Below are 11376 nucleotides of genomic sequence, written 5' to 3'. Positions count from 1 at the left end.
GTCCGCGCGGGCTGACGCTGTGGCGCCGGTCGACGCTCCGCCGGTCATCGCCGTCGTCGGTCCCACCGGAACTGGAAAGTCTGATCTCGCGGTCGAGCTCGCCCTCGCGCTGGGTGGTGAGATCGTCAACGCGGACTCGATGCAGTTCTACCGCGGCATGGACATCGGCACGGCCAAGATGACCGTCGCGGAACGCCGCGGTGTCCCGCACCACCTGCTCGACATCCTCGACGTGCGCGAGGAGGCGAGCGTCTCGGAATTCCAAGCCGAGGCGCGCGCCGCGATCACCGACATCCACGCGCGCGGGAAGCGCGCGATCCTCGCGGGCGGCTCGGGCCTGTACGTGCGCGCGGCTCTCGACGTCCTCGAGTTCCCCGGGACCGATCCGGCGGTTCGGGCACGGCTCGAGGCCGAGGCCGAGCGGGAGGGCCTCGGCGCCCTCGCGAGCCGGCTCACGGCTGCCGATCCCGCCTCGGGGACGAGGCTTCGGGACGCGCGCCGGATCATCCGCGCGCTCGAGGTCCTCGAGGTCACGGGCCGTCCGTTCAGCTCGTACATGCCGCGGCGCGAGTACGTGCGGCCGGCCATCCAGATCGGGCTCGACATGGATCGCCCCACGCTCCACGCTCGGCTCGAGGCGCGGGTCGGCAGAATGGTCGACGGCGGCCTCCTCGCCGAGGTGCGCGCGCTCGACGCGGCGGGACTCAGGCAAGGGAGGACGGCGTCCCGGGCCCTCGGCTACGCGCAGTTCCTGCGCGTTCTCGACGGCGAGTCGACGATCGAGCGGGCAGCCGAGGAGACGACCGTGGCCACGCGGCAGTTCGCGCGCCGGCAGGCCACGTGGTTCCACGCCGACCCCCGCGTCCACTGGCTCGACGCGCTCGGGCCGGACGTCGTGGCGAGCGCGCTCGGTATTCTTGACTCATGACCGTCCCCGTGACTGACCTTGCCGCCAGCCCCCTCGCCCAGCTCGCCGGACTCGCGTTCGCCAAGGGGCACGGAACGGGGAACGACTTCGTCCTCGTCGCGGATCCCGAGGGACTCCGCGAGATCAGCGCCGAGCAGGCCGCAGCGCTGTGCGACCGCCACCTCGGGATCGGAGCCGACGGGCTCATCCGCGCCGTCCGGTCCGAGCACCTGCCCGAGGGGCGCGAGATCCTCGCCGAGGACGCCGGCGCCGCGTGGTTCATGGACTACCGCAACGCGGACGGCTCCATCTCGGAGATGTGCGGCAACGGCGTCCGGGTCTTCGTCGCGTTCCTCCTCGACCAGGGCCTCATCGAGCTCGCACCCGGGGAGGTGCTTCCGATCGGCACGCGCGCAGGCATCAAGCGCGTCGAGCGCCGCGAGGGCGGGTTTGCGGTGGACATGGGCCCGTGGGAGTTCATCCACCCCGCGCAGGCCGAGGCCGAGGCCGGCGATTCGCTCGTGACGGCGGACGGCCTCGACGTCGCCCGCCCCGCACTGAGCGTGAGCATGGGCAATCCGCACACGGTCGTGGCACTCGCCGCCGACGGCGAGCTCACCCGGCTTCGCCTCTTCACCGCGCCGAACGTCGAACCCGTCCCGCCGCACGGGACGAACGTCGAGTTCGTCGTCCCGTCCGAGCCGCTCGTCCGCGAGGGCATCGGGAACATCGCGATGCGCGTGCATGAGCGCGGAGTGGGCGAGACGCAGTCGTGTGGGACGGGCGCCTGCGCAGCCGCCGTCGCCATCCGGCATTGGGCAGGACAAGGGGCACCCAACCGCTGGGACGTCCGGGTCCCGGGCGGCACCGTGGGCGTCGCATTCGTGACGGGGGCCGACGGCGCCGAGCACGTCGAGCTCAGCGGCCCGGCCGTGATCGTGGCGCGCGGCACCCTCAGCTAGCTCACGCCTGGGCTTTCGCCGGGATCCTGCCGAGCCTACTCAGCGACCCGGGTGACGCACAGGACGCGGAAACCCTTCGACGTCGCCGCGCGCGCGACGTCGTACGCGCCGCCCAGCTCGTCGGCGAGCCAACGCTGGAGAGAGTCCGCCCCCAGATTCTTCTGGACCACGAGCCACGCCTCGCCGCCCACCGCGAGGCGCGGAAGCCAGAGCAGGAGCAGCTCGTGGAGGGCCTGCTTTCCGATGCGGATGGGCGGATTGGACCAGATCGTCGCGAACCGGATGTCCGCTGGTATGGCCTCGGGGAGGGCCGCGCGGACGTTCGTGAGCCCGATCCGGCGAGCATTCGCCGCCGTGAGGGACAGGCTGCGCTCGTTGACGTCGACCGCATGCACGGTGGCACCCGGCGAGCGCAGCGCCATGGTCAGCGTGATGGGGCCCCAGCCGCAGCCGATGTCGAGCAGGGCGCCCTCGGGCGCGGGGTCTGGGGCCTCCTCGAGCAGGACCGCGGTGCCCTTGTCCACGCCGTCCGGACTGAAGATGCCGGCCGAAGTCTCGAGCGCGAGCTCGCGGCCCTCGAGGACGACGGCGAGCGGTCGCCGCACGTCGGGCACGGCAGGCTGGGCGTTGAAATAGTGGGCGGGGTCCATGGGCATCCAGCGTATCGGGTAGAATCGTCTCCATGCGCCTGTTCAAGTAGCCACCACTCTTTGCTGGCCCCGCCCCGCCGTCGACCCCACGCCATCGAGCGTGGTCCGGCCGGGCTCTACAGGACTACCCCTAGGAGAACGCCGTGACGCGTGAGCCCTCTTTTGTCACCCCTGAGAACTATTCTGGAAATGCATCCCGTCCGAAGGAGAACATGACCAACCACCACGACGCCGCGTCAGAGCCTCAGCCGCAGGACCTCAGCGCGCAGGACATCCAGGCCGTCATCGACCGGATCCTCGCGAAGGAAGAGGCAGCGACGGCCAAGGGCGCCGGCCGGCGGTCCGCCGAGGACGGCGACGCCGCCTCGTCGCGGCGCGCCGGGCTTGCGAGCGGCAAGGCGCTCGCCATCTCCGAGCTCGCCGAGGAACACAGCGAGTACGACGGCGAGCAGCGAGACCTCGAGGAACGTCGCGCCCTGCGCCGCGTCGGGGGCCTTTCGACGGAGCTCGAGGATGTCACCGAGGTCGAGTATCGGCAGCTCCGGCTCGAGCGGGTGGTCCTCGCGGGAATCTGGAGCGAAGGGAAGCTCGAGGACGCCGAGAACTCGCTCCACGAGCTCGCGGCGCTGGCCGAGACGGCGGGTTCCGAGGTGCTCGACGGCGTGGTCCAGCGCCGCCTCAAGCCGGACGCGGGGACCTTCCTCGGCTCCGGCAAGGCCCAAGAGCTCAAGGACATCGTCTACACGACCGGGGCCGACACTGTGATCGTCGACTCGGAGCTTTCGCCGTCGCAGCGACGCGGGCTCGAGGACATCGTCAAGGTCAAGGTCATCGACCGGACGGCCCTCATCCTCGACATCTTCGCGCAGCACGCAAAGAGCCGCGAGGGCAAGGCGCAGGTCGAGCTCGCGCAGCTCGAGTACCTGCTTCCGCGCCTTCGCGGTTGGGGTGAGTCGATGTCCCGGCAGGCCGGTGGCCGTGTGGGCGCTGCGGGCGGCGGCATCGGGTCCCGTGGTCCCGGTGAGACGAAGATCGAGCTCGACCGGCGCCGCATCCGCACGCGCATGGCCAAGCTCCGCCGCGAGATCGCGGGCATGAAGCCCGCTCGCGAGACGAAGCGTGCCAACCGAAAGCGCAACGAGGTCCCCTCGGTCGCGATCGCTGGCTACACGAACGCGGGCAAGTCCTCGCTGCTCAATCGGCTCACCGACGCGGGCGTCCTCGTGCAGAATGCGCTGTTCGCGACCCTCGATCCAACCGTGCGGCGCGCCGAGACGGCCGACGGGCTCCCGTACACCCTCGCGGACACGGTCGGATTCGTCCGCTCGTTGCCCACGCAGCTCATCGAGGCGTTCCGCTCGACGCTCGAGGAGGTGGCCGACGCCGATCTCGTCCTGCACGTCGTCGATGCGTCCCATCCCGACCCCGAGGGACAGATCGCGGCCGTGCGCGAGGTGTTCACCGAGGTCGACGCGCGGAAGGTGCCGGAGATCATCGTGCTCAACAAGGCGGACGCCGCCGATCCGTACGTGCTCGAGCGGCTCCGGCAGCGCGAACCGCGGCACGTCGTGGTCTCGGCGCGCACGGGGCTGGGCATCGACGAGCTCAAGAAGGCGATCAGCGACGCCATCCCGCGGCCGCACGTCGCGCTCACCATCCTGGTCCCGTACAACAGGGGCGATCTCTTGAGCCGACTTCACGAGAGCAGCTCGGAGATCCGCTCGCTCGAACACACCGCAGACGGCACGCTGGCCCACGTCGTGGTCCGCGACGAGTTCGTGGCGGAATTGGAGCCGTTCACGGTTCATGAGTGAGGAAGTCATGAGCGAGGGGGCGGCGGAGCAGGCCGCGGCGGAGACGGCGGAGCAGGCCGCCGTGCGGCTGCTCGATGTCGCCGTGGCCGCGATGGGCGGCCAGCAGCGGGATGGGCAGCACGAGATGGTGCGCCAGGTGGCCAGGGCGATCGAGGACGAGCAGCACCTCCTCGTTCAGGCCGGCACCGGCACGGGGAAGTCCCTCGCCTACCTCGTGCCGCTCATCGCGCACTCGCGGCACAGCGGGAGGCCCTCCGTCGTCGCGACCGCGACCCTCGCGCTCCAGGCGCAGATCGTGGGCCGGGACCTGCCGAGGCTCCTCGAGGCGATCGCTCCCGAGCTCGAGGGGACTGTCGACGTCGCCCTCGTCAAGGGACGCTCGAACTACCTCTGCAAGCACAAGATCTCGGGCGGCTTCCCCACCGACGAGCCAGCGGAGGGCCAGCTCTTCGCGCTCGGGGAGGACACCGCCGTCGCCCATCCCGCCGCCAGCGGGACAGGTGGCCCCACAACGCAGCTCGGGCGGGAGGTCAAGCGACTCAGGGACTGGGCCGAGGAGACCGAGACGGGCGACCGCGACGACCTCGTGCCCGGCGTCTCCGACCGCGCGTGGCGGCAGGTCTCGGTCACGGCCCTCGAATGCCTCGGCTCGCAGAGATGCCCGTTGGCCGCCGAGTGCTTCAGCGAGCTCGCGCGGCAGCACGGCGCGGAGGCGGACATCGTCGTGACGAATCACGCGATGCTCGCGATCAACGCGTTCGAGGGCCTCAGCGTCCTGCCCGAGTACGACGTCGTCGTGGTCGACGAGGCGCACGAGCTCCAGGACCGCGTCACGGGCGCCGTGAGCGCCCAGCTCTCCGTCGGGATGATCACGGCGGCGGCCGCGGGCGCGCGCCGGCACTGCGGTATCTCCGTCGAGGCCCTCCAGGCGGCTGCCGCCCAGCTCGAGCTCACGCTCGCGTCCGTGCCCACGGGTCTGCTGGCCCGCGGGCTCACGGGCGAGCTCGTCCAAGTGATCGAGCTGCTCCGCGACGCGTGCCGGGCGGCGCTCTCCGACGCGAAGGCGGGCGAGGGGCAGGCCGCGGCCGACGGCGGGCGGCAAGTCGCGAGGTCGCGGCTCCTTGCGATCCTGGAATGCTGCGAGCGGTTCGTCGGTGCCGAGGAGAACGGCGAAGTCATGTGGGCCTCGCGCGCTGGTTCGTTCGATCCCGCGACCGGATACGCGGCGCCCGCCGACGACGCCCCGGCGACGCTCAACATCGCCCCGCTCAACGTGGGCGGCAAGCTCCGGGACGGGCTCTTCGCCGAGCACACCGTGATCCTGACCTCCGCGACGCTCGCCATCGGTTCCGCCTTCGAGCCCGCCGCCGGTGGGCTGGGCCTGCTCGGGAACGGTGCGCCGAGCTGGACGGGGGTCGACGTCGGCTCGCCGTTCGACTACCCGAAGCAGGGCGTCCTGTACGTCGCGCGGCACCTGCCGAAGCCCGGGCGTGGCCTCTCGCCCGAGGCCGTCAACGAGCTCGAGGCGCTCATTCGCGCGTCCTCGGGCGGCGCGCTGTGCCTCTTCTCCTCGCGCCGGGCTGCAGAGGAGGCGGCCGACGAGCTCCGCAAGCGCCTCGACGTCGAGATCCTGTGCCAGGGCGAGTCGTCCATGAGCGCGCTCGTGCGCCAGTTCGCCGACGAGCCGGACACGTGCCTCTTCGGCACGATGACCCTGTGGCAAGGCGTCGACGTCCCGGGGCACTCATGCCGCCTCGTGGTGATCGACCGCATTCCGTTCCCGCGCCCGGACGATCCCATGACCACGGCGCGCTCCCGTGCCGTTGCGCAGGCTGGTGGGAACGGCTTCATGAGCGTCTCCGCCTCCCATGCGGCCGTGCGGCTGGCACAGGGCGCGGGGCGCCTCATCAGGTCCACTCAGGACCGCGGTGTCGTCGCGGTCCTCGATTCGCGGCTCGCGACGGAGCGCTACGGGGCGTTCCTCCGCTCTGCCCTACCGCCGCTTTGGGGCACCACCGACCGCGCCGTCGTGCTTCAGGCTCTCGAGCGGCTTGCCGCCGCCGGCGCTGACTAGACCGACCTCATCACGGAGACGACGCGCCCCATGATGGTCGCGTGGTCGCCGAGGATCGGCTCGTAGCGCGTGTTCTGGGGGAGCAGCCACGTGTGGCCGTCGCGCTGGCGGAACGTCTTGACGGTGGCCTCGTCGTCGAGGAGTGCGGCGACGATGTCGCCGTTCTCGGCGTCGTTCTGGCGGCGCACCACGACCCAGTCGCCGTCGCAGATCGCGGCGTCGATCATGGAATCGCCCTTGACCTTGAGCATGAACAGCTCGCCGTAGCCCACGAGCCGGCGGGGGAGCGGCATAACGTCCTCGACTACCTGATCGGCGAGGATCGGACCACCCGCGGCGATGCGGCCCACGAGCGGGACCATGGCCGTGTCCGCGGCGCTCGCCATGTCGTCCACGGTGATCCCACCGATCCCGAGCAGCGGCGCCGCCTGCTGGGTCTCGATCGTGAGGGGGCCCTCGTCGAGGCTCAGCGGCATGAGCACTTCCATGGCGCGCGGGCGCTTCGGATCCCGGCGCAGATAGCCGAGCTTCTCGAGCTGCGCGAGCTGGTGCGTGACGCTCGAGAGGCTCGCGAGGCCGACCGTGTCTCCGATCTCGCGCATCGACGGAGGGTAGCCCTTGGTCTGGACCGAGCGCTGGATCGTCTCAAGGATCTTGCGCTGGCGCACTGTGAGACCCTTGGCCGCCTTGGCCACTCCTGCCATGCCGTGCTCCTTCTGTTTCTTATTTTGTCGGTGCCCCTCAGCATCCTGATTCCACCGTAGGGGACACAGACGCACCTTTCAAACATTTGTTCTATCGAGTCTGGACATGATTCGTCCAGAGGTGCTAAAAAGTGTTCTAGAAGATTCGAATACAGTTTCGAAAGAACTGCCGAGGAGGAAGTCCCGTGGCACACGCATTCGCAGCACCGTTCTCCGCCCCGCAGAGGGTCCTGCTCGACGACCTTCTGGGTGCGTGCGACGCCGCCCAGTCCGAGTCGGTGCGCCGACCGAAGCTGCGCCTTACGCGTCGCGGGCGGTTCGTGTTGATCGCCGTTCCCGTTTTCCTCGCATGCCTGATGCTGCTCGCGGGACTCACGGCCCTCATGTCGCCCGCCCGGGCGGGCGACTCGGCGCCGGTGACTACCCCGGCGGTGCACGTGACGGTTCAGCAGGGGCAGTCCCTGTGGTCCGTCGCGGCGCAGTACGCCCCGGACCGGGACCCGCGCGTGGTGATCGGCGAGATCCTCGAGCTCAACGGACTCGATTCGGCCCGCGTGATGCCGGGGCAGCAGCTGCTCGTCCCCAAGTCATGAATGCGGGAGGCGACCGCGGCCGGGCGTAGGCTGGACCGGTGAACGAGCGGACTGTCCAAGCCTCTGTTTCCGGCGGTATTCAGCCGGACGACCTCACCCCGGAGGAGCGGCTTGCCCGCCTCCCGCTCCGTGAGGATCTGCGTGGACAGCACCCGTACGGGGCGCCGCAGCTCGACGTCCCCATCATGCTCAACGTCAACGAGAACACGTACGGGGTTCCGGCCGACGTTCAAGACGCCATCACCGAGGCGGTGCGGGCCGCTGTTGCGGGGCTGAACCGCTACCCTGACCGCGAGTTCACGGAGCTCCGCGAGGCCCTTGCCGAGTATCTGGGCCACGGGCTCGCGTCCGAGCAGCTGTGGGCGGCCAACGGCTCGAACGAGGTGCTGCAGCAGCTTCTCCAGGCGTTCGGCGGCCCAGGCCGCTCGGCTCTCGGTTTCCCGCCCACGTACTCGATGTATCCGCTGCTCGCGGCCGGCACCGGGACGGCCTATCTCAAGGGCGTTCGCGGGGCCGACTATGAGCTCACGGCCGATGCGGCGGCCCGGCAGGTCCGCGAGCTGGCCCCCAATCTCGTGTTCCTCTGCTCGCCGAACAACCCCACGGGCACGGCGTTGGGCCTCGACGTCGTCGAGGCCGTGTACGAAGCCGGCGAGGCGAGCCAGGCGATCGTGATCGTCGATGAGGCCTACGCCGAGTTCGCGCAGCTCGGCACGCAGAGTGCTCTCACGCTCCTCCCCGGCCGTCCGCGGCTCGTGGTGAGCCGAACCATGAGCAAGGCGTTCGCCCTTGCCGGTGCCCGTCTCGGTTATCTCGCGGCGGCCCCCGAGGTCATCGACGCCCTGCGGCTCGTGCGCCTTCCATACCACCTCTCCGCCGTGACCCAAGCGACCGCCCTCGCGGCGCTGCGCCACCGCGCGTCACTCATGTCCGAGGTCGAAGAGATCAAGCATCAGCGGGACCGGATCGTGAAGGAGCTCGAGCGGCTGGGCCTCCGGCCGGCCACCTCGGACTCGAACTTCGTGTTCTTCACGGGGCTCCGCGACCCCCAGCGTGTGTGGCGCGGCCTCCTCGAGGCGGGGATCCTCGTGCGCGACGTCGGCATCCCCGGGAGCCTGCGGGTCACTGCGGGAACGGACGCAGAGACCAGCGCGTTCCTGACTCGGCTCGAGGAGCTTCTCCGCGAGGACCCGGCCTGAACCCACCTGGAAGAACTCATCTAGAAGAACCCACCTAGAATGAGTAGGCCCCCCGCAGTCGCCCCCGTTGAAGGACAGGCCCAGTGAAGGACGGACAGCCATGAGCACCCAGCTGCAGACCGCGCCGCGCACGGCGCGGATGGAGCGCACCACGTCCGAATCGTCGGTCGTCGTCGAGATCAATCTCGACGGAACTGGCCGCTCGGACATCTCCAGCAGCGTGCCGTTCTACGACCACATGCTCACGGCTCTCTCGAAGCACTCGCTCATTGACCTCACCGTGAAGGCCAGCGGGGACACCCATATCGACGTGCACCACACGGTCGAGGACATCGCCATCACCTTCGGCGAGGTACTCAAGGAGGCGCTCGGCTCCAAGGCCGGGATCCGCCGCTTCGGCGAGGCCACCGTGCCGCTCGACGAGGCCCTCGCGCAGGCCGTCGTCGACGTCTCGGGCCGCCCCTACCTCGTGCACTCGGGTGAACCGGCGGGGCAGGAGTACCACCTTATTGGCGGGCACTTCACGGGATCGCTCACGCGTCACGTGTTCGAGGCGATCACCCTCCACGCCGGCATCTGCCTCCACATGCGTGTGCTTGAGGGTCGCGATCCGCACCACATCGTCGAGGCGCAGTTCAAGGCGTTCGCGCGAGCACTTCGCGCGGCCGTCGAGCCTGACCCGCGGATCGGCGACGCCATTCCGTCCACAAAGGGCGCCCTGTGACCGGGACGACCGCGAATGGGTCCACCGCGACCGGGACGACCGCGAACGGCGCGGCGAACGGCGCTAGCGCGCCCGAGCCGCACAACGGCGTCGCCATCGACGCACGCAATCTCGGCGGACCCGCGCCTGACCCCGAGGGGCGTCCCACCGTCGTCGTCCTCGACTACGGCTCGGGCAACGTGCGCTCTGCCGTGCGCGCGCTCGAGCGCGCCGGGGCCGCGGTGACGCTCAGCGCGAAGCCCGAGGACGCCCTCAACGCGGACGGCCTCGTGGTCCCGGGCGTCGGCGCGTTCGCGACGGTCATGGACGAGCTCAAGTCCGTCGACGGCGCGCGCATCATCGGCCGTCGCGTTGCGGGCGGGCGCCCGGTCCTCGCGATCTGCGTGGGCCTCCAGGTCCTGTTCGAACGGGGGGTCGAGCACGGCGTCGAGTCCGAAGGCCTCGGCGAGTGGCCGGGCGTCGTCGAGCTCCTGCCTGCGCCCGTGGTGCCGCACATGGGGTGGAACACGGTCACGGCGCCGGAGGGCTCGAAGCTCTTCGAGGGCGTCGAGTCGGAGCGCTTCTACTTCGTGCACTCGTACGGCGTGCAGACGTGGGAGTTCGACGTGAGCCAGCCTCGGATGGCCGCACCGCTCGTCACGTGGTCCGAGCACGGTGCCCCGTTCGTCGCGGCGGTCGAGAACGGCCCGCTGTGCGCGACGCAGTTCCACCCCGAGAAGTCGGGGGACGCCGGGGCCCGCCTCCTGCGGAACTGGGTCTCGTCCCTCAAGCCGAAGGCTGCCGCCTGAATGTGGTCCATTCTGCTGTTCGGCCTCGCCGGGCTCCTCGTGGGCGGTGTCGTCTCGTTCCGGCGGCAGGGCCTGCCCAACTGGACGTGGATCTCGTTCGGCGTCCTCGCCGCCGCGGCCCTCGTCGCCGCCTATCTGTTCACCCTGCAGGCCTGAGCGCCAGGCCATCACTACTAGGAGACCACCCATGACCAGCGTCGAGCCCATCCTCGAACTCCTGCCCGCCGTGGACGTCGCGGACGGCCAGGCGGTGCGCCTCGTGCAGGGCGAGGCGGGGAGCGAGACGAGCTACGGCGCCCCGCTCGACGCCGCGCTCGCGTGGCAGAACGACGGCGCCGAGTGGGTTCATCTCGTGGACCTCGACGCCGCGTTCGGGCGCGGGAGCAACCGCGACCTGCTCGCCGACGTCGTGAAGCAGCTCTCCGTCAAGGTCGAGCTCTCGGGCGGCATCCGGGACGACGCCTCCCTCGACGCCGCGCTCGAGCTCGGCGCGGCGCGAGTCAACCTCGGCACGGCCGCCCTCGAGGACCCGGCCTGGACGGCCCGCGCGATCGAGCGCTATGGCGACCGGATCGCCGTCGGCCTCGACGTGCGCGGCACGACGCTCGCGGCGCGCGGCTGGACCAAGGAGGGCGGCGACCTGTGGGAGGTGCTCGCGCGCCTAGAGGATTCCGGGTGCGCTCGCTATGTGGTCACTGACGTCACGAAGGACGGCACCCTCCGCGGCCCGAACGTCGAGCTGCTCAAGCAGATGTGCGAGCGGACCACGAAGCCGGTCGTCGCGTCCGGCGGCATCTCGAGCCTCGACGATCTGCGCGCGCTGCGCGAGCTCGTGCCGCTCGGCGTCGAGGGCGCGATCGTGGGCAAGGCGCTGTACGCGGGCAAGTTCACGCTTCCGGAAGCGCTCGACGTCGCCGGCCGCCGCTGACGTGGGCGCGGACGGCGGACCCGCACCTCGGCA

Annotated in this window: 12 protein-coding genes; 10 read left to right on the top strand and 2 right to left on the bottom strand. The window is 70.6% G+C overall.

Translation table 11 applies throughout. The features are described from left to right. Positions 1-19: 19 nt before the first annotated feature. On the top strand, positions 20-928 hold the full coding sequence (gene miaA, locus ACLN58_RS11700) for a tRNA (adenosine(37)-N6)-dimethylallyltransferase MiaA (RefSeq protein ID WP_415855434.1): 909 nt from the start codon (positions 20-22) through the stop codon (positions 926-928). After that, a complete protein-coding gene (gene dapF, locus ACLN58_RS11695; protein WP_415855430.1) occupies positions 925-1869 on the top strand; it encodes a diaminopimelate epimerase in 945 nt (314 codons plus the stop codon). Before miaA ends, dapF begins: the two co-directional genes overlap by 4 nt. Before the next feature lie 35 nt (positions 1870-1904). Here the strand turns inward: dapF and ACLN58_RS11690 are convergent, their stop codons facing one another. Then, positions 1905-2519 (bottom strand): class I SAM-dependent methyltransferase, encoded by a 615-nt coding sequence (locus ACLN58_RS11690; protein WP_415855429.1) that lies wholly within the window; start codon positions 2517-2519, stop codon positions 1905-1907. 212 nt (positions 2520-2731) lie between these two features. Between ACLN58_RS11690 and hflX the strand changes: the two genes are divergently transcribed. After that, on the top strand, positions 2732-4333 hold the full coding sequence (hflX, locus tag ACLN58_RS11685; RefSeq protein WP_415855428.1) for a GTPase HflX: 1602 nt from the start codon (positions 2732-2734) through the stop codon (positions 4331-4333). Positions 4334-4340: 7 nt separating this feature from the next. Then, positions 4341-6407, top strand: a complete 2067-nt coding sequence (locus tag ACLN58_RS11680) for an ATP-dependent DNA helicase (RefSeq protein ID WP_415855433.1) — start codon at positions 4341-4343, stop codon at positions 6405-6407. Here ACLN58_RS11680 and lexA read toward each other — a convergent pair. Beyond that, entirely contained in the window at positions 6404-7111 is a 708-nt protein-coding gene (gene lexA, locus ACLN58_RS11675; RefSeq protein ID WP_415855427.1) for a transcriptional repressor LexA, read from the bottom strand. The two genes, ACLN58_RS11680 and lexA, sit on opposite strands and share 4 nt — an antisense overlap. A gap of 185 nt (positions 7112-7296) precedes the next feature. On the opposite strand from lexA, the gene ACLN58_RS11670 reads away from it, so the two are divergent. The 6 genes from ACLN58_RS11670 to priA all read left to right on the top strand — a co-directional run bounded on the left by ACLN58_RS11670 (position 7297) and on the right by priA (position 11343). Then, positions 7297-7704, top strand: a complete 408-nt coding sequence (locus tag ACLN58_RS11670; protein WP_415855426.1) for a LysM peptidoglycan-binding domain-containing protein — start codon at positions 7297-7299, stop codon at positions 7702-7704. A gap of 77 nt (positions 7705-7781) precedes the next feature. Next, the gene (locus ACLN58_RS11665; protein ID WP_415855432.1) at positions 7782-8903 is read left to right on the top strand and encodes a histidinol-phosphate transaminase; all 1122 of its coding nucleotides are present in this window, start codon (positions 7782-7784) and stop codon (positions 8901-8903) included. 100 nt (positions 8904-9003) lie between these two features. Beyond that, entirely contained in the window at positions 9004-9627 is a 624-nt protein-coding gene (hisB, locus tag ACLN58_RS11660; RefSeq protein ID WP_415855425.1) for an imidazoleglycerol-phosphate dehydratase HisB, read from the top strand. A gap of 95 nt (positions 9628-9722) precedes the next feature. After that, the gene (gene hisH / locus ACLN58_RS11655; RefSeq protein ID WP_415855431.1) at positions 9723-10415 is read left to right on the top strand and encodes an imidazole glycerol phosphate synthase subunit HisH; all 693 of its coding nucleotides are present in this window, start codon (positions 9723-9725) and stop codon (positions 10413-10415) included. Continuing rightward, complete coding sequence (locus tag ACLN58_RS11650) at positions 10416-10571, top strand: hypothetical protein (RefSeq protein WP_415855424.1); 156 nt, start codon at positions 10416-10418, stop codon at positions 10569-10571. A gap of 31 nt (positions 10572-10602) precedes the next feature. Beyond that, entirely contained in the window at positions 10603-11343 is a 741-nt protein-coding gene (gene priA / locus ACLN58_RS11645) for a bifunctional 1-(5-phosphoribosyl)-5-((5-phosphoribosylamino)methylideneamino)imidazole-4-carboxamide isomerase/phosphoribosylanthranilate isomerase PriA (protein WP_415855423.1), read from the top strand. Positions 11344-11376: the final 33 nt, after the last annotated feature.

Source organism: Sinomonas sp. G460-2 (assembly GCF_047759905.1).
Lineage (GTDB): Bacteria > Actinomycetota > Actinomycetes > Actinomycetales > Micrococcaceae > Sinomonas.
This window is presented reverse-complemented; position numbering and strand designations above follow the sequence as displayed.

What these genes read in the sequence shown, in the direction of transcription:
- ACLN58_RS11680 (WP_415855433.1), top strand. Translation starts at nt 4,341, where the DNA reads ATGAGCGAGGGGGCGGCGGAGCAGGCCGCGGCGGAGACGGCGGAGCAG.
- lexA (WP_415855427.1), bottom strand. Translation starts at nt 7,111, where the DNA reads ATGGCAGGAGTGGCCAAGGCGGCCAAGGGTCTCACAGTGCGCCAGCGC.
- dapF (WP_415855430.1), top strand. Translation starts at nt 925, where the DNA reads ATGACCGTCCCCGTGACTGACCTTGCCGCCAGCCCCCTCGCCCAGCTC.
- priA (WP_415855423.1), top strand. Translation starts at nt 10,603, where the DNA reads ATGACCAGCGTCGAGCCCATCCTCGAACTCCTGCCCGCCGTGGACGTC.
- ACLN58_RS11650 (WP_415855424.1), top strand. Translation starts at nt 10,416, where the DNA reads ATGTGGTCCATTCTGCTGTTCGGCCTCGCCGGGCTCCTCGTGGGCGGT.
- ACLN58_RS11690 (WP_415855429.1), bottom strand. Translation starts at nt 2,519, where the DNA reads ATGGACCCCGCCCACTATTTCAACGCCCAGCCTGCCGTGCCCGACGTG.
- hflX (WP_415855428.1), top strand. Translation starts at nt 2,732, where the DNA reads ATGACCAACCACCACGACGCCGCGTCAGAGCCTCAGCCGCAGGACCTC.
- hisB (WP_415855425.1), top strand. Translation starts at nt 9,004, where the DNA reads ATGAGCACCCAGCTGCAGACCGCGCCGCGCACGGCGCGGATGGAGCGC.